This is a genomic window from Flavobacterium sp. RSP49, assembly GCF_003968735.1.
Classification (GTDB): domain Bacteria; phylum Bacteroidota; class Bacteroidia; order Flavobacteriales; family Flavobacteriaceae; genus Flavobacterium.
In genome coordinates, this window is the sequence record NZ_RYDN01000020.1 from 1 (window position 1) to 21,419 (window position 21,419).

Below are 21,419 nucleotides of genomic sequence, written 5' to 3' on the forward strand. Positions count from 1 at the left end.
CTTGCAAAAACGTTTTTGCAAGTGTTTAATTAAATATTTTTATCTAATAATCTGTATCGGTTATTCAGGACAAGACACAATAGCAATTAATTATTACAAAGAGTTAGTGATGTTTTTTTAAATAAAAGTCCAATGAATCGACTGTCATTGGACTTTTTGTATTTGTGTCATCTTACCGAATTTCTATTCGTTTATAAAAAAAACAACTAATTTTATTCGTAAGTAGCTCTTTCATTTTTGGTTTACGTCCACTGATGAGTAAAAGATACTAAATAATCGGCAGTACAACTCATAATGAAACAACGGAAAGTGATGCTTCTGGAAAACCAAAAAACCTCGGATTCGGGCTTTGTTTTTTTGTGGACGGTTTCTTAATTTACTATTTTCAAACTTCGTACCTTTGCACTTTAGAAATTGAAAGAAAATGATTGAAATAGGAAAATACAATACGCTTACCATATTACGCGATACCAAAGTGGGTTTGTTTCTGGGAAATCCAGAAAAAGATCCCGAAGGAATTCACGACATTCTGTTGCCTAACAAATATGTACCAAACGAATTTGAAATAGGCGAGGAGTTGATTGTTTTTGTGTATTTAGACCACGAAGAAAGACCCGTTGCCACCACATTAGAACCGTATATATTATTGAATGAATTTGCGCTTTTGCGTGTGAATTATACCAATCAGATTGGTGCTTTTATGGATTGGGGAATGGAAAAAGATATTTTGGTTCCGTTCAAAGAGCAGGCGCGTCCTATGGAAAAAGGCAAACGCTACTTGGTTTATCTTTATATGGACGAAAAAACCAATCGTTTAGTAGCCTCTAGTAAAACCAACCAATTTCTAAAAAATGAGGAGCTAACGGTTGAAAAAGGAGAAGAAGTGGATTTGATTGTTTCGCACATTACTGAAATAGGAATTAACGTAATTATCAACGAGAAACATAAAGGTTTGTTGTACAAAGATGAAGTGTATGATGATGCAATTCGAACAGGAGACCGCATGCGCGGCTACATTAAGACGATTCGCCCTGATAATAAAATTGATGTGGCATTGCAGGTTCAGGGGTACCAAAGTATCGAGCCCAATGCAGATAAAATTCTAGATGAGTTAAGAGCCAGCAGAGGTTTTTTGCGTTTGACGGACAATTCACACCCGGAAGACATTAAAACAGTTTTAAAAATGAGCAAGAAAACCTTTAAGAAAGCTATTGGTGCTTTATATCGAGAAAAATTAATCGAAATCAAGGAAGACGGAATTTACTTAATTAAGGAGTAAAATAATACCAACACTATTTTTATGTTTTATCGTTTGCAACCATTAAAAAATTTAGGAAGTTTAGTCAAGGAGCATATTCTTACTGTGGATTAGTTTCTAAATGATTTAGAAAAAATATAAAATGTTTAAACAATGTTCAATGTAAATTAAAAAAAGAAAGACTAATCGATATGGTTAGTCTTTCTCTTTTTAATATTGTTTTAGAATAATAAATTCTGACAACATTAAAATAAATTGGATGTTCAAAGTAACTTTATCCACCTCTAACACTATAGTATTCAGGATACTATTTTTAAAACAATAACGTAAGCATAAAGTACTTTAAAGAATAGTTTGTCTTTAAATGTCCAGTCAATTGCGTAGCATTTTTGAAAATAATTTCACAATAAAGCCACTGGTTTTATATATATTGGAAGATAATTTTCTAAACAATTGTTTATTAATGTCTCACTTATGCAAGAACAAGAAAAATAGCTCTTTAGTTAACCGTGGGTGTTACTTTTATTTTTACTGCTGAAGCAAATGATTTTCTCATAAACTCGTTAATCAGGGCTTTTGAAATAGTGTTATAAGTTATTACCGTAGAAAAACGAGTGACAACATTTTTAATGGTATTCAATACATTCTTTTTTTAGGTTAATAAATCAGTGAAAAATCAATAATTAAATGAGATAAATAATTCGTATTTATCTGATTAGCTGATTATAAAGCTAGAAATAATTTGGATTCCTAACTGTTAAAACGCTATTTTTCGGTCGTTTTTTAACATTACAAAGCCTTTAATGAGAGAAATATTACCATAAGCTTGTCTAAATAGAATAGATAAAATGTAAAAAATGATTTATTTTTACACTATAATAATTAAAATCAATTGTAATGAATTGGATTACTGCTAAAGAATACGAAGATATCACTTATAAGAAATGCAATGGCGTTGCCAGAATTGCTTTTAACAGGCCGGATGTGCGCAATGCATTTCGTCCAAAAACGACAGCTGAATTGTATAATGCCTTTTATGATGCGCAGGAAGATACTTCAATTGGAGTAGTTTTACTTTCTGCCGAAGGACCTTCTTCTAAGGATGGCGTATATTCTTTTTGTAGCGGAGGCGATCAAAACGCGCGCGGGCATCAAGGATATGTAGGCGATGACGGACAGCATCGCTTGAATATCTTAGAAGTACAACGCTTAATCCGATTCATGCCAAAAGTAGTTATCGCCGTAGTTCCTGGATGGGCTGTAGGCGGCGGACACAGTTTGCATGTGGTCTGCGATTTGACTTTGGCCAGTAAAGAACACGCTATTTTCAAACAAACTGATGCCGATGTAACCAGTTTTGATGGTGGATACGGTTCGGCTTATTTGGCTAAAATGGTGGGACAGAAAAAAGCACGTGAAATTTTCTTTTTGGGACGTAATTATTCGGCTCAGGATGCTATGGATATGGGAATGGTGAATGCTGTGATTCCTCACGCTGAATTAGAAGATACAGCTTACGAATGGGCGCAGGAAATCTTGCAGAAATCACCGATGGCTATTAAAATGCTGAAATTTGCGATGAATCTTACGGATGATGGAATGGTAGGGCAACAAGTTTTTGCAGGTGAAGCCACAAGACTTGCTTATATGACCGAAGAAGCTAAAGAAGGCAGGAATGCATTCTTGGAAAAAAGAAAGCCGAATTTTGAGAAAAAATGGTTGCCATAATTGAGTATTCAGTTATAAGTGTTCAGTAGTCGGTCGCCATCAAGAACGCAGCCGTAATTTGTCATTTCGACGAAGAAGAAATCTCATTAACAGTTTCAGTAATCAGACTCAAAAAACTCAAGTAAAAACGTCGCGCCTTAGTGGTCTTTGTGGCAAAAAAGAAAGCCTCTTTTTGGCAAAAAAATTAAAATTTACAAATGGAAAATTTCACAAACGAAACAATTGATACGGGCCAACTTCCAAAATTTGAGAAAGTCACTTTTATGAATTTACATCCTAAATATATTAGGGTAGTATTGATTAATTTGGCGTTATTTATTGGCATACTTATTCTTGTTCCAATATTGATTTCAACGTTTAAACCGGAACTGTTTTCAGGAAGAGTCTGGTTGATTATAGGAGCTGTTATTCCCGTATTCTCAGCTTTGTTGGTAGTGTTTTCTATTATTGGATTCCATAAAAAAGGATTTGCATTTAGGGAACACGATGTGCTTTTCAGACACGGAATAATTGCTACCAATACGGTTGTAATTCCTTATAACAGAGTGCAACATGTGGCATTGCATGAAGGACTGATTTCACGTTATTTTGGTTTGGCCAAAATTGAAATTTTTACTGCTGGCGGAAATTCCAGTGATATTGAAATTCCCGGAATTGAAAAAGAACAAGCCGAAAATATCAAACAGTTGTTGATGGGTAAAATACAAAAGCAATTGTAATGGCAGCCGATTTTAGTCAGCCACAGAGGCAATCTTCAATAGGGATTTTGGTAATGTTTTTTTATACGCTTCAGCAGGCCGCAAGAGCATTGTGGCCTATGATTGTGATTTGGATTTTCAAGTTTGATGAGGTTAATAAATTGTATTTTTTCTTTGGGATGCTTGCCCTCTTTGTGAGTGTTGGAGTTGTTTCTTATTTGAAATACCTGAATTTTACTTTCTTTTTGGATGCCGAAAATCAGGAATTTATCATTACCGACGGCGTTTTCAATAAAACCAAAACCGCGATTCAGCTGCGTAAAATCCAACAGGTAAATATCAATCAGTCTTTTATTCAAAAATTAATTGGCGTTTATGAATTGGATGTAGACACAGCCGGAAGCAATAAAAAAGAAGGTGCTATTCAAGCGATTTCGCAAGAACTGGCTTTGGAATTGAAATTTCGTTTGTTAGAAAATGAAGATATAAAGAATGAAATTGGCGCTGAAGAAATTGTATCGGAGGAAACCGAGCAAAAACTATTTGAAGCTGCGCATCCTTTTATTAAAATCAGTTTTTTGAGTTTGCTGAAAGTTGGAATTACATCTAATTATGGCAGAAGTATCGCTCTATTGGTAATTTTTTTTAGTACTATATTTGAGAATTTTCAAAATTTTGGTGATGAAAGCAATCTTTATAAGGAGAAAGTAGGGTCATATATTGATAAAAATTTAGTGTTGCAAACTATTTTAATTTCGATACTGTTGTTGTTTTTTGTGGTTCTGGTTGTAAATGTGATTCGTACCGTTTTCAAATATTATGATTATAGAATAGCAAGACAAAAAGGATCTTTGTTGTTATCTTTTGGCTTATTGAATACGAAAAGTACCATTATCAAGCCTGAAAAAGTTCAGATCACGTCCGTTACGAGAAATTATTTCCAAAAAAAAATGGGAATTTTAGAACTAAAAATCAAACAAGCTACCGGGGGTGAAAAGGAAGAACGGAAATCAATAATTGAAATTCCGGGATGCAGTGAAGCGGAGAGAGATTCCATATTGAAGTTATTATTTCATCAAATTCCTGAAAAGGGAGTAATGCTGCAACCTAATTTTCGTAAACTTGTTTTTTCTGTTATTCTTTCAATAGGATTACCTTTGTTTAGTTTTATGGCAGTTGGTCATTGGATTGAACCTATAATTTTTGAATATAATTATGTGGTGCCAATTTATGTGATTTTTATTGGAACAATCCAATATTTTAAATTCAAAAATGACCGATTGTTTATCCACGAGAATTTTATAATAAAGCAAAGTGGTGCTTGGGATGTGAGCAATGATATTATTGAACCCAGTAAAATACAAGCGATTACAACGTCGCAGCTTTTTTGGCATAAAAAGTTGGATATTGGTTCCATAACATTGCATACCGCAGGAGGTAATATCGCTTTTCAATTAGGGAATTATTCAGTATTACAACAACAGGTTAATTTTTGGTTGTACGAAATAGAAACTTCCGATAGCAATTGGATGTAGTTTAAATAGTTTATTTGGTTAATTATTTATTTGGTTAACCGAGTAAACAATTAACCAAATAAGCAATTACACTTTTAAATAAAAAAATATGAAACATTGGATTGAAGCCGCACGTTTACGAACCTTACCCTTATCGGTTTCTGGAATAATAGTTGGAAGCATGTACGCTTTGGCACACCCGACAGATAACATATTAACGCCTACGGAAGTTTTTAACTGGCGATTGTTTGGCTTTGCAATATTGACAACATTAGGATTGCAAATACTGTCCAATTTTGCCAATGATTACGGTGACGGCATGAAAGGAACGGATAATGAAGATCGGGTAGGACCAAAACGAGCCATACAAAGCGGTGTGATTACTCCGCAAGCCATGAAACGCGCCATGATCATTACATCAGCTTTGACGTTGCTTTCAGCGATGCTATTGATTTATTATGCGTTTAGAGATACAAATTTATGGTTTTCCTTGTTTTATTTGGTTTTGGGAATTTTGGCAATTGTATCAGCCATTCGATATACAGTTGGAAATACGGCGTACGGATACCGTGGATTTGGCGATGTGTTTGTCTTTGTATTTTTTGGGTTGGTGAGTACTTTAGGAGTGAATTTTTTATATTCTAAACAATTGGATGCGTTGTTGGTTTTACCTGCAATAGCCATCGGATTATTGAGTGTAGGTGTTTTAAATCTGAATAATATGCGAGACGAAGCATCAGATAAAAAATCAAATAAAAACACGATTGTCGTAAAAATTGGCGGTGCCAAAGCTAAAATATACCATTATATTCTGATTGTAACCGCGATGGTTTTAGTATTGATTTTTGCTATTACAGATGATTTTCACTTTGATCAATACTTGTTTTTATTGTCGTATATCCCTTTGGCCAAACATTTAATTACTGTCTATAAAAATCAAAATCCTAAGGAATTAGATCCTGAATTAAAAAAACTGGCATTGAGTACTTTTGCACTTTCAATTTTATTGTCATTAGGTATGATTTACTTCTTTTCGGATATAATAGTGAACACTTTTTTAGGAGGAAGATAAAATAATAATCAAATACGGAATCTTTTAACCATTCTATTTTTAAATTAAAAAAGATGAAAATAACATTTTACGGTCACGGGGCATTAGGTATAGAAGTTGGCGGCAAACACATTATTGTAGATCCGTACATTTCGGCAAATCCCAATGCAGCTCACATTGACATTGATACGTTAAAAGCCGATTATATTTTAGTGACACATGCTCACGGAGACCATATTCTGGATGTCGATGCGATAGCTAAAAGAACGAATGCGGTAATTGTTTCTAACGCTGAAATTGCCGGTTATTATGGTGCAAAAGGCTTTCAATCGCATCCTATGAATCACGGTGGAAGCTGGAATTTCGATTTTGGAAAACTGAAATATGTAAATGCCATTCATTCCAGTTCGTTTCCTGATGGCAGTTATGGAGGAAATCCTGGCGGTTTTGTCATCGAAGGGGAACATAAAAACATCTACATTGCTGGTGATACAGCGCTTACTATGGATATGAAACTCATTCCTATGCGGACCAAACTCGATTTAGCCATTCTGCCCATAGGTGATAATTTTACCATGGATGTTGAAGATGCGATTGTCGCTTCTGATTTCTTGGATTGCGATAAAATTCTGGGGTATCATTACGACACTTTCGGTTATATCGAAATTGATCATGAAGATGCTATTCGTAAATTCTTCAATAAAGGAAAAGATCTCATGTTGTTAGAGATAGGAAGTTCCATAGAGTTGTAATTTTTTTATTTGAAGCTAATCCAGCTATCCGTTGCAATCTTTTATCACCCTGTCAGGGTTTGAAACCCTGACAGGGTGATAAAAGGATTTTTACTTCTATCTGGGCTAGGGTTTGCCGGTACCAAACTTCGTAGTTAATTTTACTAAAACGTTGTTCGCTCTGGTGTTTAAATTTTATATCAATCATGCAAAAAAAGAATTTCATTTTTTTATTTCTGTTTCTAATTTCAACAAATACTATTTTTTCTCAGAAAGATGGCTATTGGGATAAAACCCGTGCTACAACCGAAGAAATTACAGTTTCCGCCAGAGATAGAATCGTTATAAAAACTCAAGATTTCCCTGAAGGAACTACCGAGGTCGTATACAGAATAACGCTTTTGGATAAAAATCAGCAAATGGTAGGCAGTTTAGTTTCGGTTTTAAAAGCTATTCCAGACCCAACAGGAATCAGTCAAGGTTCAGCAGGAGCAGTTTTTATCTTGTCGAAAATATCAGGTGACGATAAATGCAAGTATGCTGTTTTCTCTAGCGATCAATTAGCCACACAATATAAAGAAAGTGGCAAAACGGATGATGCTTGTTTGGTTCAAGACACGCCGGTGAGTAAAGATGCCAAACGACTTTCTACAGAGAAATCTACTTGTATGCGATCGAATTCGGGAAATTTATGGTTTGGTTTCGAAAGTAAAAACTGGATTATGAACCAAAAAATCATTCTCGAAGTCGTGCCGTGGGTCGATAATAAACTCAGTCGCGGATGGACTTTAGCAAACAGAAAAGCAATCATCGATCAATGCAAAACTTCTAATTTGGCTCAAAAAATGACCAATTCAGATGATTTTTGTGTTTGTATTCTCGATAAAATCCAAACCAAGTACAAGTTTAAGGAATTCCAGAAATTATTAGCTGTAGAGCGCACTAAGGCGTTCAGGGATTTTGGTAATAGTTGTTTTGGTGAAAGTAGTCTTTCAAAAAGCGTGTATGACGATTTGCGTAAGCAAGCCGCTATGTTGGCAAAACAAGGAATGCAAGGTGAGGCAATCACGAAATTGACAACGATTATCAATGATGGAAAAGCAACTGCTCTGGATTATAATGCGATAGGTAGCAGTTATGTTTTGACGAAGCAATACGGCAAAGCAATTAAATTCCTGAAAGAAGGCGAAAAACTTGATAATACCGAGTTATTGATACAATTGAATTTAGCACACGCGTATTTATTGAATGATAATTTTTCGTCTGCAAAAGTCATTTACAAAGAATATCAGTCTCAAAACGTTACGGATAGCTTGAGTTGGACTGAAAAAGTAAAACAAGATTTCGCAGCTTTTAAGAAAGTTGGGATTAAAAATGATGATTTTGAAAGAGTTTTGAAGTTAATGGATAAATAAATCGAACTTTAAAGCTTATATGCCTTATATGTTTTAAAGAAGCAACAATTCTTTTTACCATGTAAGGCATCTAAATTTTAATAAAATAATTCAGATATAAGTTTACTAGATTAAAATAACTCATAATTCATAATTTCTTGAAAGCAACCTACCACAAATACATTCTTAATTTCAAACGTCCATCTGGAACTTCTCGTGGCGTTATGACCGAAAAAGAAACTTGGTTTATTGTCTTGGAACAAGACGGTGAAAAAGGAATAGGAGAGTGCGGAATCCTTCGCGGATTAAGTATTGATGACCGACCGGATTATGAAGAAAAATTGCAGTGGACTTGCGATAATATTCACTTAGGAAAAGATCAGCTTTGGGAAGCGTTATTAGAGTTTCCTTCGATACAATTTGGAGTGGAAATGGCGTTCCGATCTTTGGAGAGTGAAAATCCTTTTTTCCTCTTTCCATCTGAATTCACAAACGGTACAAAATCCATCCTGATAAACGGTTTAGTTTGGATGGGTGAAAAGGCGTTTATGAAGCAGCAAATCGAGGAAAAATTAGCGCAAGGTTTTAGATGCATCAAACTCAAAATTGGAGCAATAGATTTTGATAAAGAACTACAGTTATTACGGTTTATTCGGGAACATTTTACTCCGGAACAAGTCGAAATTCGAGTAGATGCGAATGGTGCCTTTGATGTAACTTTAGCTTTAAATAAATTAATTCAACTATCTGAATTTAAATTACATAGTATAGAGCAACCGATACAAAAAAACCACACTGACAGGATGGCAGAGCTGTGTAAAAAAGCTCCTTTTCCTATTGCTTTGGATGAAGAGCTGATCGGTGTGTTTACTTTGGCAGAGAAAAAGCAATTACTGACGAAAATCAAGCCGCAATACATCATTTTGAAACCAAGTTTTGTAGGTGGTTTTCGAGGCACACAAGAATGGATTTCATTGGCTGAAAAGCATAAAATCGGGTGGTGGATTACCTCAGCTTTGGAGAGTAATATTGGACTAAATGCGATTGCGCAATGGACTTTTTTGCAATACAATGTAATGCCTCAGGGCTTAGGAACCGGAGCGCTTTATACGAATAATTTTGACTGTCCGCTGGAAGTTGCACAAGGACAATTGTGGTATAAAAAGGAGTTGGACTGGGCGTTTGATTTTGATTTTTTGAAATAGATTATCTCTTCTTTTTTTATTCGTCCTCTCTAACAAAACAGATAATGTCTTCAAACTAGGTGTGCGCTCCGCTATCAATTTGATAACTTCTTCTGAGAGGGTATTAAGTGCATTGACAAGGATAACTATCGTTTCTTCGATTTTTGATAATAATTCTGCTCTTGAAATATCTTTCAGTGAAAATTCTAATGGTCTGTTTCTTATATAACCCGTCTTTCCATATTGGGCCCCTATATATGTGTTGAGATTTCCTATAATATGCAAGCATAGATTTCCGGCTGAATTAGTGATTCCTTTTTGTGTTTTCCAAATATCACTTTCGTTTTCATACGATTCACTTTCAGATTTCAGAATGTTTAAATCTCTAATGAAAAGTATTTTCAAGATGTCAATCAACATGTTGAGTTTCTTTATATTTTTTTAATGATAAAAGCGCTTGCTCTTGAATTTTTTTATGAAAAAAACCAGTCCAGCCTAGTAGGTATCCGGTGATTCCAAAAGCTTGTTTGGACCATTTAAAAATATCAAAATCATCGGTATGTTTTATAATTAATCCGTCTTTAAACTGAAATTGTGCCTGAATACGATTTACTACTTTTCTATTAGTCTTACTGAAATTGTAGGTAGCTATACATTGTACGAAGCCAATATAGTCATCAGCTTTGACTGCAGAGAATTTAATTGTAATATTCCCTTTGCTTTTTTCGACGAGCATTTTCCACATTAGGCAAACATCATTTCCCTTTAATAGACCAAAAACTGGATCACGAAATTGAATACTGGAATCATAACAGTTACCCATTGTTGGTGAATCTGCATTTGCAAAAGCACTATAGAATTTGGTAAGGATTTTCTCGTTTTCGGTCATGTTTTTAAATAAAGTGAAAAGTAAAAATACTAAAATTTTTACGAAAAGTAAGTGTTTAAAATCAAAATTGGAAAGAGACTACGTCTAATTTACCTTTACTTTGTAAAATTATAAGATTCAGAACTAATAAATTAATTCAAAAAAATTGGTATTAATTTGGGACTAAAATAGTAATAAAGATCTTCATTTCTTTCCATAGATTTCACAGATTTGCATAGATTAATGCGTTTCATAGCTTTAAAATATTTTTAATCAGCCCAATCTGTTGCAAAAATTTTCTTTAATAATTGCGAGAATATATCTTTCTTGCGACTTAATTATGAAAATGAATTTCTATTCATGATATCTGAAATAAATTTCAGCACAAAAAAAGAGGATAGAACTTTGCGTTTCCATCCTCTTTGTCAATTTATAATATGTGCATTTTATTTATATAATAGCGGGTATTATATCAATTATGACGGTACGGTTGTAAAAACGTTCTTCAGGGGTTTTGTTTTCAAAAGGAGAATTATTTTCATTCTCGCCCTCTCCGGTTACTTCAAATTTTACGTCATTCCTACCGGCTTTAGATAACCCTTTTTCAAGGATCCCTTTCACATCGTTAGCACGGGCTAAAGACAAGTTTTGATTGTAGGTTTCTTCGCCAATACTATCAGTATGACCGTGAATTAGTACTGTTGCGCCAACAGGTATTTGCGGGCTTACTACTTCGATAAGGTAATTTTCATAGATACCAATTGCTTTAGATTTATTAAATTCATAAATAATACTATATCTGGTGCCTTCCTCCATTTTTGCAGGAGTCCAAAGTACCATGTGAACTGGCGTTTCTTTCTCTACAATTTTACCACTTTTAGTTTGACCAATCATTTTTACCGAAAAATCACCCTCTGGACGGCTTCCTAAAATTGCTTTTCCAGGAATTTTAACTTCGTCTTGAGTATATGGTCCAAAATTTTGAACCGTACCTTGCTCATCAGTAATTTGTAATGACCATGAAGATAAGGCTTCACCGGCTCCTTTATTGTTGAAGCTAACATAGCTTTCAATAGGAGCTTCTTGTAGTGCTATTATTTGTACAGGTTTTAATTGCGCATCAGGTCCACTTTGAAATTCCATTAGTAAATCCGGTGAATTACTTTCAATAGAAACTCTGCGATCGCCTTCACGAAGCAAGACCAATTCTTGAGTTCCGCCTGGTTGTTCAGAGGGTATAGTTGGTTTATCTTGACCTTTAGTCATTATTCTAGACGGATCAATAGCGAATATATCTACTAGATAGGTCTTGATTGATGCTGCCATGGCCAAACCTTCTTGGGAGCCTTTTTCTGACGAACCTACCAAGATAATTGTAGCTGTAGGATTTTTTTGCATTCGATCACCCAGAATGTTCTATACATTATAATACACAGTCATTTGACGTTTAGAACGATCAGACAATTTTTTTGGAACAAAAACTTCCAGTTGGTCTTCTTTGAAGTCTTTTACTTGGTCTTTCGTTAATACAACATAACGACTTGGAATTTTAGTAGATCCTTCATTAAAAAACACATAGTTTCTAAGTGGGAAAATTTCTGTCATTCTTCTTTCTCCCGGAAGATTACTAGGAGAATTTACGGAGAACTGTACTTCACGGTCCTTAGCCAGATCTGTTGCTTCCTGAATATTTTTTCCTTGTCCAAATTTAAGTGCGACGCCAGCTCTGATTGTAGTATTATTCCATGTTTCTGTAGCACGTGGATTTTGACCAAAATAGGGTTGGAAAGCGACAAAAGGAGACAATATAAATTGTGTTTTGTTGCTGTTTGAAGATAGCGGAATGTCATATCCAGCTCCAATTTGAAGTGATAAAATTGTTTTGTTAATGGCACTAAAATCACCTCTCACTTCAGGAGAAGGCTCTTGATCCGGAAATGCCGTATTAGTGCCCAATTGATAGGTAAATGATTTGTCTAAATTGAAAGCTAAACGCGGGCCTCCATACACATAGAAATTAGATTTGAACGGAGCAAAACGTACGCTGGGTTCCACGGTGATGTAACTAAGATCAATAGATAAATCTGCAGGACAGTCACATGCGGTCGTAACGGGGTCAAAAGAACCTTTACGGCTGTCATAACCTGCTTGAAACATGATGCCCCATCTGGAATCGGCAGGCCTGTATTCTACAAGCGGCGCAATGAAAAGTCCAATACCGTCTCCCTCAAGGAAAGTAGCGGGTGGTGTGAAATTACCATTCAACTGATTTGTTGAACCGCGATAAAAATTAAAATTGGCACCAGCTGCAGTTCCAAAAAGCCAAGTAGGTTTTGCATATTTTACTACTAGTGTTTCTTGTGCCTGAACTTGGGTTTGAATGCTCCACCATGTCAAAGCAACTATCGCAACACTTTTGAAATTCAGATTATTAGGGGACCATGCAGCACATGATCCCATTTTGAATTTATTTTTAGTTTTCATTTTTTACGGTTTAGAGATTATATTTGTGTGCGTCATTACTACTGCTCCATTTCGAGCAAGCATTCTGCCATTTGCAGTTGAATATGCTCCCATTGTTATAGATTGCAAGGCTAATATATTCCCTTCAAATTTTGTGTAGTCTCCAATAGTTGCAGAACTTCCCGTTTGCCAATACACATTCTTAGCAAGTGCACCACCACTAAGTTTTATATTTCCACCTGCACCACCAACAGTAGTAAAAGCAGATGCGACTTGGAAGATCCAAACGTCAGTTGCAGAACCGGTAAGAGTCAAATCTCCATTTTGTACTAAAAGTGTGGATGTTGATTTGTATATACCTGCAACAAGTGTTTTTCCGCCCTGATCACCGGATACAGTTATTGGCGCACTATAAGAAGCTCCTTCTGCAAAAAGATATGCATTAGTCAGGTCTAGTTTTGCTTGTGTTAGCAGGGCAGCAATCCCTACAGGGGCAGTATCATCAGAAGCATAAATAGCACCATTTATTATAACTGCGGGAGGAAAGCCTGTTATTGAAGAACGAACACCAGGACTGATACCCACATCCATATTATTAATTACACTGAAACCTGCATTATTACTTACACCAACACCGGATAAAATTCCAAATTTTTCTGCTGACCCAAGATTTACGGTGTTTCCAACCAAGTTTGAACTAGTACTAAAGTTCCAAACGTAATCGTTTGCCAGAGGAGTACCCGCTAAATTTTTAGCAGCTGTACTAATTGTTGCGGTATAAGTAGTCCCCGCTATAAGTGGGCTTGTAGGAATAAAGGAAAGTGTAGTCCCTGAATAGGAAATAGCTCCTGCTACCGCTGTAGTACCATTTTTTAAAGTAAAGGTGGAATTACTAATAGTAGTAGGATCCATTTCTACACTAAAACCAGCAGTAATAGTTTTATTCAGAGCAATACCAGAAGAATTATTTTCAGGATCTGTTGTGACTACTGAAGGTCCACTAGTGGTGCCTGTGGTAAATGTCCAAACAAAGTTATTTGCAAGTGATGTTCCTTGTATATTTTTGACTCCAGTTGTGATCGTACTTGTATAGACGGTATTGACAGTTAAAGCTATACTAGGTACAAAATAAGCTTTCGTTCCGTTATAAGTAACCGTACCAGCAACGGAATTAGTGCCTTGTTTTAAGGTGAAATTGGTAGCGTTTACAGTCGCTTGATTCATTGGCATATTGAACTCTGCCGCAACCACTTTATTCAGAAATACATTGGTGGCATTGTTCAACGGATCTGTTTCTATTACCATTGGAGTAACTGTAGATCCGGTACTAAATGTCCAAACATAGTCTACTTGTAATGCATTTCCCATTACATCTTTAACGGATGTTTTAATTTTACCGGTATAGGTTGTGTTTGCGGACAATGGGGATGTAGGATCAAGTGTAGCAGTTGTTCCACTGAATGAAACAGTTCCTGTAACTAAAGTGGAGCCTTGTAAAGTAAAAGAGGATTGGTTAAAAGTTGATGCGTTCATCTCCTCATTGAAAATAACGGTAATCGATTTGTCTAGTGCTACATTAATAGCTCCATTTTCAGGGCTTGTCGAGACAACTTCTGGACAAACACCATCAATTTCTTGAAAGTCATCCTTAGCGCAACCAGAAATTAATGCAATAAATAGTATTGCAAAAGTTACTAATAAATTTTTAATTTTCATTTTTTGTTTATTTAGGGGATTAAGTTATATGCAGACAAAGGTGGGTCTATTAAAGTAGGAATATGTTATGTAATTAGCGAAATTACTTGCAAGATTTACTCTTGTAAATTGTTATATTTACTTTTAGGTATTAAAAATCAATTAGTTATATTTTGTGTTTGCTTAACGCAATATTAAAAGAGAATAGTGGCCTTTTACAGGATCTCTTTACTGTTTAAAAGCTTTTTTGTAGTCTTATATTGGTATTCAATTTTAAGTTCAAAAAAATAAAAAGCGAAAAGTGAAAAAATTAATTTAAAAAAAAGATATAAAAAAAATCAAGAATGAAAATTCTTGATTTGTAAATAATACGAATATATCTTTTTATGTCTTTTTTTTCTTTTTACCTTTTTTTTCTAATGCAAAAATAAATGTTGTCAATTCGTTTGTAAAAATATCAAGCGCTATGGCAGATTGTTTTATGTACTCTGAAAATTCCTTTAACTCATTTGGGGAATTTATAGATTCCTCAAGTAAATTGGCTAATCCAATTATATTGGCAATAGGTTGCCTCACTCGATGCGAGGTCATGAACATCATTTTTTCAAGACCTTTTATATATTCTTTATGGTATTCTTCTGCTTTTTTAAGCGCTGTATTTACTATAATTAACTCGGAGGCTCTTTTTTCTTTTTCTTTGTTTTGAAAGGCAAGCTCCTGATTGGCAATTATTAATTCAGCGGCTCTTTTTTCTTTTTCTTTGTTTTGAAAAGCAAGTTCCTGATTGGCAATTATTAATTCAGCGGCTCTTTTTTCTTTTTCGATATTTTGGAAAGCTAGTTTATGGTTAGCAATAATTAATTCAGCTGCTTTTTTTTCATTTTGTCTATTTTGAAAAATAAGTTGTCGGTTATTTAGATATAACTCTTCTTTTTTTATTTTTTTGTTCATGCTTTCCAAATTAATTTTCAAGAATTATTATCATTTAAACAAATAACGTCTAAATAGTTTATTGGGTAAAAAAGGAATAAATCGTATTGCTTAGAAAGCATTTAAAACTTATTTTTAAACTGGAAATGCACTAATCAGTTAAAAATTTGAGATTTTTTTGGGAGACTATGATTTAGTGGTCTCTGAATATTTTGTACCTATACTCGTTATTGTAAATTGTAACAGTGTTCCTATTATTCTTTTGAAGGAATTGTTTGTAGCTCTCAGCATCACTTTTTTTAGTCAGAGAACCGGTCGCTATTCCAATAATAGGGTTAATTAAGTTTCCTTTTCATGCTGAAAAGGCAGTTATTTGTGAAAAAACATTATTTACTAAATTCAAAGGCTTCAAACTTTCGTAAATGTAGTAGCACAAATTCTTAAGTCATATGAACTCTAAATCTTGTTTTTTTGTACTAACCATATCATTTCTTGGAGTGTATCAGTCTTTTTTATTGGATCCATCTGTCTTTTTTTAGCATTTTGATAATAATGAAATTACTAATAGGCATTTTTAGACATTGCGTTTTATTGTAATATAAAACAATAGAAATTAAGACATAAGCGGATGATATTACAAAAAAATATAATAGTACCTACGAAATAATTCATCTAGCCACAGGCAAATACCAATGGTAATAAGAAAGATAAACAGTACAAATACAATAGAAACAGCTAGTCGAGATAGTAAAGAAGAGAGAACATCGGCAGTTTTATTTATTGCATGTAACTTTGCCAGTCCTATTGTTGTTCGGGTATAATTCGCTGCCTTTGCAAAAAGCATTTCTACTGTAGTTGCATTGTTTTACATGTTGAAATTTATTACAAATTGATATTGAGAATCATTTTGAAGCTATAATTTAAAAATTTTAAATTTTAAGTTCCTTTTTAGCTTCTACAAATTTAGCTTCTCCCTTGCCAATTAAATTTTCGCCTTCGTTCCAAATTTTCTCATACTTTTGAGTTATTGACCCTAATAAAGAGTCTAATTTGCCTTTTAATTCATCAGCATAATCATTGCTTTTGTCCATGATTTTTCTTCTTGTTTTGTCTCCTTTTTCAGGTGCAAACAAGACTCCTAATAATGCTCCCACGGCAACTCCGCCTAATACTCCTAATATAATTTTATCTGCTTTCATAATGTTTATTTTTTAATAATAATGAATTTAAATTCCTCGGCCTTTTATCAGTCTCAATATCACTGCTATTACAGCTATAACCAGAAGGATGTGAATAATTGATCCTGCGCTGTATGCGAAGAATCCAACCGCCCAAAAGACAATTAAAATTACGGCTATGGTGTATAATAGATTGCTCATGATTTCAATTTTTTATGATTAATATTTTAATTTCTAGTTAAGTCTAAGTCCCACATATACGCTCAATACGCTATTTTTTGCATCAGGATAAGTGTAATTAGTACCGGAATAATTTCTTTCTTTTCCTACTTTGGTTAAACCATAATTATATCGTACTCCAAAGTTTGCAACATCTAAATCGATACCGATACCTCCGGCGATACCTGCGTCAATCTTATTGAAATCATTGGTGTCTAATTCACTTTCGGAACTAAATAAGTTAGAATCATTTGTTGTTTTACCACTTACCATGTAAGCGGCATAGGGCCCAACATGAACATTAAAATTATCGGTAAGATTCATTACCAATAATACTGGTACTTCAATATAATTGACATTGAATTTAGCTGTTCCGTTAGCAAAAGAATTGTTGTACACTAGTTCTGCTCCTTTTGTGGTATAGTTGATCTCAGGCTGAATAGCAATAGCATTAGTAATTGGAAGCTTAGCATATAAACCGGCATTAAAACCTGTTAACACATTATTGTCATCTACATTATCCGTGTAAAGATTTGAGAAATTTAATCCCCCTTTGAAACCAAAAGAGGCTGTATTTTCTTGTGCTTCAACAGTTGTGAAGGCGATAAGGCTTACCAATAGTGAAGCTAAAAGTATTGATTTTGATTTTTTCATTTGTTTAATTTTTTAATTAAAAAATTGTTCTTTGCAAAGATGCAACTGTTTCAAAATAATTATGTTACAATACTTTTTGATAAGTTTATATTATTCACACTTTTTTCAATCTCCAAATTTTTTTTTTGATTTTTCTTTTTGTTCTTTCCAATTTCCTTTTAGATCTGATTCATTCCGCTTTATTGATAATTACCTGTGAAATAATTGTCACTATACAAAGTTCAGCTCTTTATCTACAGTTTAAACCATAATAGAGTGTTCAGTTTGCCCCGGAATATCCACTTTATAACTAAACGATTGCATAACTTCTACGATTAGTTATATTATTCACGGTTTACAGACTAATGCTCAGAGCCACATGTATTTTGCTCCATTCATTTTATATACCGGAATTGATTAATTGGCAGTTCTAGGTTGATTAATAGTGTATTCTATAAGGATATCTTCTAAAGACTTGTAGTAATTTTTAAATGTTTGGATATTTATTTCAGGATTTGAAATAATTGGAATAGTGATGAGAATCTCTGCTAGATGGCTCAGGACACTGGTGGTGTATTTTTATCGTAATTTCAAGAACAGATTCGCTAGGTTGTTTTTCTGTTATCGTACTAAAATAGTTTAGGATTACCTTAATTTTTTTTAAAAAAGCATGCAATCAAATTCGCGAATTTCATCTTTAATAATTAGAATAAGTACTTGATAAAAAAGTGACTATGAAGTAAATTCATTAAAAAAAAATGGTTGTTTGTTTCAGAGTAAGAATTGTTATTGTGGATTTCAAGTCCTAAGGTTTTTTGTACCGTTGCTATTCCAAAGATAGAAAAGGTAACTTTTTAAAAATAAAACCTACCAGGTATGGATTCATATCAGGTAGGTTTTATAAATTTAAAATTGGTTGGTAGATAAAATCATCTGCATCCCTGGATATTGAACATCCCCGTCATCTTCAGCAGTTATAAATACTTTTGATGGCTTGTAGGCTGTAACAGTTTCAAAAGTTGCTCTAAGTTTTGAGGACAAGAATCCGCTATCACTTTTTATTTGACCAATATTTCTTACATTATCGCCGTCTGTTTCCATCCAGACAACGTAAACATTTTTTGAAGGCTGTAATCTGTTTACTTCGGCTAAATCTGATATTTTTATTTTTATCAAATAATTTTTGTTACTGTCTTTGGTGACATTTACCGCGCCATTTGCTGCGGGGACCACAATAGAATTTTGAAAAGCAATGTTTTTACCACATGAAGAAATCGAAAGCAGCATCAGTATTGCTAAACCACGCACAAATTTTTTTTTTAAATCAACACTTATTTTCATTTTGGTTTTATTTTAGGAGTACATATAATACAAATTTAAGTTTATTTCTTTATTTAATTAGTTGTTCCTTAACTTTTATTTAAACTTGTAATATCACACATTAAAAAAGACATAAGTTCTTCCTCTTGTTCAATACAGGCTTGCAGACAAATTTTTTCTAGTTGTAATACTAAATCATATATTCCCTCTGATTGATCTTGCGTAATTGCAAAGTTCTGAATTTTTTTGCCATATTTTCAAAATCATTGTTAATACCCATTATGGCAAATGAAGGGATCATTTTATGAGCAGCAGCGCCTAATAATTTCCAGTTTTTGTCCTCTAAACTTTGCTTTATAGTATGCATTAAGGGCGGTGTTTGTACTAAATACAGGGATATCATTTCCATCATTAAGGTTGGATTTGATTTTGTTTTTTGATTCAAATAAATCACATCAATACATTTTATTTTTTTCTCTTTACTATTGTTTTCCTTTAAACCGTTATTAAGTTTTTCATTCCGTTTTTCCAGTTTTGGTTTTTTTAATATTCCAACAATTTTGCTGTACAGCAGTCTTTCGTCAAGTGGTTTTGCAAGGTGGTCATTCATTCCTACCGATTTGCATTTCGCTAAATCAACTTTGGCAACATCAGCAGTTAAAGCAATAATTGGGACTTTTGAATTTTTTTCTTACAGATATACTCTGTAGCTTCAAATCCGTTCATCTCTGGCATTTGTAAATCGATTAGAATAATGTCGTACTCTTTCTCTTTTAGTTTTTCGATAGCTACTATTCCATTTTTGGCAATATCGTACTCAAATCCAAAATCGTCTAACAATGTATTTATTAGCAATTGATTGAACGGAATATCTTCAACTACTAAGACTTTAACATACTTGATTTTGGTATCTAATTCGATCAACTCATTTTCTAATTCAACATCGGCATTAGTTTTCTGAAAACTTAAAGTAAAACTAAATGTAGAACCTTCATTTAAGATACTTCTTACCCTTATAGTTCCGCCTTGTGGCTCTATCAGCTGTTTGACAATGGCCAGACCTAGCCCTGTTCCTCCGTATAATTGTGAAGTTCTACTGGAAGCTTGCTGGAAATTTTCAAATATTTTGTTTATTTTTTCTTCTTGGATACCAATTCCGGTATCAGTAATTGCAGATGCAATAATGACTCGGTCTTCGTCTTTATGTATCAAATTCACGTTTACTGTAATGTTACCTTTTGATGTGAACTTTACGGCATTGCTTAGGAGGTTTAAAATAATCTGATGCAAACGCACCGCGTCTCCCACAAGTACATTTGGTATTTTACGATCGTATTGCTTTATTAATCGTAAGTTTTTTTCTTGAATTTTTGTTTCAAATAAATGTAGCATAGCTGATATGGATAATTTAATTTTGAAAGGGATTTTTTCAAATGTCATCTTTCCTGAGTCTACTTTTGCTAGATCGAGTATGTCGTTTATCAGCACAATTAGGGCATCAACGTTCATCTTAATCGCACTAATGTATTCATTTTGTTTGGGAGTCAATTCTGTTTTCAAAACCACTTTTGTAAATCCAATGATGGCATTCATTGGAGTACGTATTTCATGACTCATATTCGATAAAAATTGTTGTTTTGCTTTTACATTACGGCATTCTCTGCTATAATAGTGGCACTTTCAGCATTTTTTTGAGCTTTTTCAGCAATTTCTGTTGTCAACTCAGCAAAAACTCTAGCCTCAATCAACTCTGTCGCAATTCTTTTTTGCGCAGTAACATCTCTTGCAACAATTACGACACCAAGAATGTTTCCTTTATCATCTTTTTATACGGATCCGTTGAATAATACATGCGTTAGTTTTCCGTCTTTATTCCGTAGTGTAAGTGGTGAATCTGCAACAGAGCCTTTTTCAAATACCGTCTGATATACTTCTCTTGCGTTTTGTTGTTCCGTAAAATAATCAAAAAAATCAGAATCAGTAAGTTCCTATCGAGTGATTCCTGGGATATTTACTAAGGCTTCATTCATATCAGTAATTTTTCCTTTGGTATTAATTGTAACCAATGGATCACGACTCGCTTCAATTAAACTGAGTGAATACTGATACGTTCATTTTGCTTTGTACGTAAGTTCTGCTAGTTTTTTATTTACAATTTCTCGTTTTTCTTTTTCTATACTTTGAAATAAAAGCTCTTTATTGGTAATAACTAATTCATCCGCACGTTCTTCTTTTTCATTGTTCTGAAAAGCCAATTCTTCATTGGCAATAACTAATTCATCCGCTCGTGTTTCTTTAATTTTGTTTTGAAAAGCGAGTTCATTGTTTGCAATTTTTAAATCTAGCGCCCATTTTTGTTTTGCACTATCTCTGCCAACAATTAGCATACCTAATATTGTTCCTAAATTATCTTTGTACACAAAGGCATTAAACAATACATCCGTAAAACTGCCTTTCTTATTTTGAATTGTAAGCGGAAAATCAGATACAGCGCTTTTCTGGAGAACTTCTTGATAGATGTCTTGTGTTGTTTGTTTTTCTGTGAAATTCTTGAT

General features: G+C 33.9%; 22 protein-coding genes. 8 read left to right on the top strand and 14 right to left on the bottom strand.

Annotated features, from left to right (window positions below; genetic code table 11):
- Positions 1-424: 424 nt before the first annotated feature.
- On the top strand, positions 425-1,279 hold the full coding sequence (locus EKM02_RS10270) for a S1 RNA-binding domain-containing protein (RefSeq protein WP_126454843.1): 855 nt from the start codon (positions 425-427) through the stop codon (positions 1,277-1,279).
- A gap of 478 nt (positions 1,280-1,757) precedes the next feature.
- Here EKM02_RS10270 and EKM02_RS14805 read toward each other — a convergent pair whose 3' ends face one another.
- The gene (locus EKM02_RS14805) at positions 1,758-1,898 is read right to left on the bottom strand and encodes a hypothetical protein (protein WP_158614741.1); all 141 of its coding nucleotides are present in this window, start codon (positions 1,896-1,898) and stop codon (positions 1,758-1,760) included.
- Positions 1,899-2,155: 257 nt separating this feature from the next.
- On the opposite strand from EKM02_RS14805, the gene EKM02_RS10275 reads away from it, so the two are divergent.
- From EKM02_RS10275 to EKM02_RS10305, 7 genes are all read left to right on the top strand, one after another.
- Positions 2,156-2,986, top strand: coding sequence for a 1,4-dihydroxy-2-naphthoyl-CoA synthase (locus EKM02_RS10275; protein WP_121365212.1), 831 nt, complete (start codon positions 2,156-2,158; stop codon positions 2,984-2,986).
- 197 nt (positions 2,987-3,183) lie between these two features.
- The gene (locus tag EKM02_RS10280; protein ID WP_126454845.1) at positions 3,184-3,705 is read left to right on the top strand and encodes a PH domain-containing protein; all 522 of its coding nucleotides are present in this window, start codon (positions 3,184-3,186) and stop codon (positions 3,703-3,705) included.
- A complete protein-coding gene (locus EKM02_RS10285; protein WP_126454847.1) occupies positions 3,705-5,219 on the top strand; it encodes a PH domain-containing protein in 1,515 nt (504 codons plus the stop codon). Before EKM02_RS10280 ends, EKM02_RS10285 begins: the two co-directional genes overlap by 1 nt.
- Before the next feature lie 88 nt (positions 5,220-5,307).
- Positions 5,308-6,270: a 1,4-dihydroxy-2-naphthoate octaprenyltransferase gene (gene menA / locus EKM02_RS10290; protein ID WP_126454849.1), complete on the top strand. Its 963-nt coding sequence runs from the start codon at positions 5,308-5,310 to the stop codon at positions 6,268-6,270.
- Positions 6,271-6,323: 53 nt separating this feature from the next.
- Positions 6,324-7,001: a metal-dependent hydrolase gene (locus tag EKM02_RS10295; RefSeq protein ID WP_126454851.1), complete on the top strand. Its 678-nt coding sequence runs from the start codon at positions 6,324-6,326 to the stop codon at positions 6,999-7,001.
- 185 nt (positions 7,002-7,186) lie between these two features.
- Positions 7,187-8,395 carry a tetratricopeptide repeat protein gene (locus EKM02_RS10300; protein ID WP_126454853.1) on the top strand — a complete coding sequence of 403 codons (1,209 nt, stop codon included), beginning with the start codon at positions 7,187-7,189 and terminating at the stop codon, positions 8,393-8,395.
- A gap of 137 nt (positions 8,396-8,532) precedes the next feature.
- Positions 8,533-9,579 carry an o-succinylbenzoate synthase gene (locus tag EKM02_RS10305; RefSeq protein ID WP_126454855.1) on the top strand — a complete coding sequence of 349 codons (1,047 nt, stop codon included), beginning with the start codon at positions 8,533-8,535 and terminating at the stop codon, positions 9,577-9,579.
- Here the strand turns inward: EKM02_RS10305 and EKM02_RS10310 are convergent.
- From EKM02_RS10310 to EKM02_RS14930, 13 genes are all read right to left on the bottom strand, one after another.
- Positions 9,463-9,978: a DUF1572 family protein gene (locus EKM02_RS10310; protein WP_126454857.1), complete on the bottom strand. Its 516-nt coding sequence runs from the start codon at positions 9,976-9,978 to the stop codon at positions 9,463-9,465. The genes EKM02_RS10305 and EKM02_RS10310 overlap by 117 nt on opposite strands.
- Positions 9,968-10,447 (bottom strand): nuclear transport factor 2 family protein, encoded by a 480-nt coding sequence (locus EKM02_RS10315; protein ID WP_126454859.1) that lies wholly within the window; start codon positions 10,445-10,447, stop codon positions 9,968-9,970. Before EKM02_RS10315 ends, EKM02_RS10310 begins: the two co-directional genes overlap by 11 nt.
- 429 nt (positions 10,448-10,876) lie before the next feature.
- Positions 10,877-11,824, bottom strand: coding sequence for an OmpA family protein (locus tag EKM02_RS15030; RefSeq protein ID WP_234423177.1), 948 nt, complete (start codon positions 11,822-11,824; stop codon positions 10,877-10,879).
- Positions 11,825-11,842: 18 nt separating this feature from the next.
- Positions 11,843-12,910 carry an outer membrane beta-barrel protein gene (locus EKM02_RS15035; RefSeq protein WP_234423178.1) on the bottom strand — a complete coding sequence of 356 codons (1,068 nt, stop codon included), beginning with the start codon at positions 12,908-12,910 and terminating at the stop codon, positions 11,843-11,845.
- A 3-nt stretch (positions 12,911-12,913) separates the two neighbouring features.
- Positions 12,914-14,605 (bottom strand): Ig-like domain-containing protein, encoded by a 1,692-nt coding sequence (locus EKM02_RS10325; protein WP_126454861.1) that lies wholly within the window; start codon positions 14,603-14,605, stop codon positions 12,914-12,916.
- Positions 14,606-14,968: 363 nt separating this feature from the next.
- The gene (locus EKM02_RS14925; RefSeq protein WP_199734610.1) at positions 14,969-15,535 is read right to left on the bottom strand and encodes a histidine kinase dimerization/phospho-acceptor domain-containing protein; all 567 of its coding nucleotides are present in this window, start codon (positions 15,533-15,535) and stop codon (positions 14,969-14,971) included.
- Positions 15,536-16,443: 908 nt separating this feature from the next.
- Entirely contained in the window at positions 16,444-16,713 is a 270-nt protein-coding gene (locus EKM02_RS10335) for a YtxH domain-containing protein (RefSeq protein WP_126454863.1), read from the bottom strand.
- Positions 16,714-16,740: 27 nt separating this feature from the next.
- Positions 16,741-16,893: a lmo0937 family membrane protein gene (locus EKM02_RS10340; protein ID WP_126454865.1), complete on the bottom strand. Its 153-nt coding sequence runs from the start codon at positions 16,891-16,893 to the stop codon at positions 16,741-16,743.
- A 33-nt stretch (positions 16,894-16,926) separates the two neighbouring features.
- Positions 16,927-17,565, bottom strand: coding sequence for a porin family protein (locus EKM02_RS10345; protein ID WP_126454867.1), 639 nt, complete (start codon positions 17,563-17,565; stop codon positions 16,927-16,929).
- An 885-nt stretch (positions 17,566-18,450) separates the two neighbouring features.
- Positions 18,451-18,885, bottom strand: coding sequence for a hypothetical protein (locus EKM02_RS10350; RefSeq protein WP_126454869.1), 435 nt, complete (start codon positions 18,883-18,885; stop codon positions 18,451-18,453).
- Between the two features lie 169 nt (positions 18,886-19,054).
- Positions 19,055-19,474 (bottom strand): Hpt domain-containing protein, encoded by a 420-nt coding sequence (locus EKM02_RS15040; RefSeq protein ID WP_233592248.1) that lies wholly within the window; start codon positions 19,472-19,474, stop codon positions 19,055-19,057.
- A 47-nt stretch (positions 19,475-19,521) separates the two neighbouring features.
- Positions 19,522-20,481: an ATP-binding protein gene (locus EKM02_RS15045; protein ID WP_234423179.1), complete on the bottom strand. Its 960-nt coding sequence runs from the start codon at positions 20,479-20,481 to the stop codon at positions 19,522-19,524.
- A 494-nt stretch (positions 20,482-20,975) separates the two neighbouring features.
- On the bottom strand, positions 20,976-21,284 hold the full coding sequence (locus EKM02_RS14930; protein WP_199878484.1) for a hypothetical protein: 309 nt from the start codon (positions 21,282-21,284) through the stop codon (positions 20,976-20,978).
- Between the last annotated feature and the right edge of the window lie 135 nt (positions 21,285-21,419).

Bases quoted from the DNA above. Each gene is read 5' to 3' on its own strand.
- menA (WP_126454849.1), top strand. From the start codon at position 5,308: ATGAAACATTGGATTGAAGCCGCACGTTTACGAACCTTACCCTTATCG.
- EKM02_RS10310 (WP_126454857.1), bottom strand. From the start codon at position 9,978: ATGTTGATTGACATCTTGAAAATACTTTTCATTAGAGATTTAAACATT.
- EKM02_RS15035 (WP_234423178.1), bottom strand. From the start codon at position 12,910: ATGAAAACTAAAAATAAATTCAAAATGGGATCATGTGCTGCATGGTCC.
- EKM02_RS10340 (WP_126454865.1), bottom strand. From the start codon at position 16,893: ATGAGCAATCTATTATACACCATAGCCGTAATTTTAATTGTCTTTTGG.
- EKM02_RS15030 (WP_234423177.1), bottom strand. From the start codon at position 11,824: ATGCAAAAAAATCCTACAGCTACAATTATCTTGGTAGGTTCGTCAGAA.
- EKM02_RS10275 (WP_121365212.1), top strand. From the start codon at position 2,156: ATGAATTGGATTACTGCTAAAGAATACGAAGATATCACTTATAAGAAA.
- EKM02_RS10270 (WP_126454843.1), top strand. From the start codon at position 425: ATGATTGAAATAGGAAAATACAATACGCTTACCATATTACGCGATACC.
- EKM02_RS10345 (WP_126454867.1), bottom strand. From the start codon at position 17,565: ATGAAAAAATCAAAATCAATACTTTTAGCTTCACTATTGGTAAGCCTT.
- EKM02_RS10335 (WP_126454863.1), bottom strand. From the start codon at position 16,713: ATGAAAGCAGATAAAATTATATTAGGAGTATTAGGCGGAGTTGCCGTG.
- EKM02_RS15040 (WP_233592248.1), bottom strand. From the start codon at position 19,474: ATGAATGACCACCTTGCAAAACCACTTGACGAAAGACTGCTGTACAGC.
- EKM02_RS14925 (WP_199734610.1), bottom strand. From the start codon at position 15,535: ATGAACAAAAAAATAAAAAAAGAAGAGTTATATCTAAATAACCGACAA.
- EKM02_RS15045 (WP_234423179.1), bottom strand. From the start codon at position 20,481: ATGAGTCATGAAATACGTACTCCAATGAATGCCATCATTGGATTTACA.
- EKM02_RS10315 (WP_126454859.1), bottom strand. From the start codon at position 10,447: ATGACCGAAAACGAGAAAATCCTTACCAAATTCTATAGTGCTTTTGCA.
- EKM02_RS10325 (WP_126454861.1), bottom strand. From the start codon at position 14,605: ATGAAAATTAAAAATTTATTAGTAACTTTTGCAATACTATTTATTGCA.
- EKM02_RS10280 (WP_126454845.1), top strand. From the start codon at position 3,184: ATGGAAAATTTCACAAACGAAACAATTGATACGGGCCAACTTCCAAAA.
- EKM02_RS10350 (WP_126454869.1), bottom strand. From the start codon at position 18,885: ATGAAAATAAGTGTTGATTTAAAAAAAAAATTTGTGCGTGGTTTAGCA.
- EKM02_RS10300 (WP_126454853.1), top strand. From the start codon at position 7,187: ATGCAAAAAAAGAATTTCATTTTTTTATTTCTGTTTCTAATTTCAACA.
- EKM02_RS10295 (WP_126454851.1), top strand. From the start codon at position 6,324: ATGAAAATAACATTTTACGGTCACGGGGCATTAGGTATAGAAGTTGGC.
- EKM02_RS10285 (WP_126454847.1), top strand. From the start codon at position 3,705: ATGGCAGCCGATTTTAGTCAGCCACAGAGGCAATCTTCAATAGGGATT.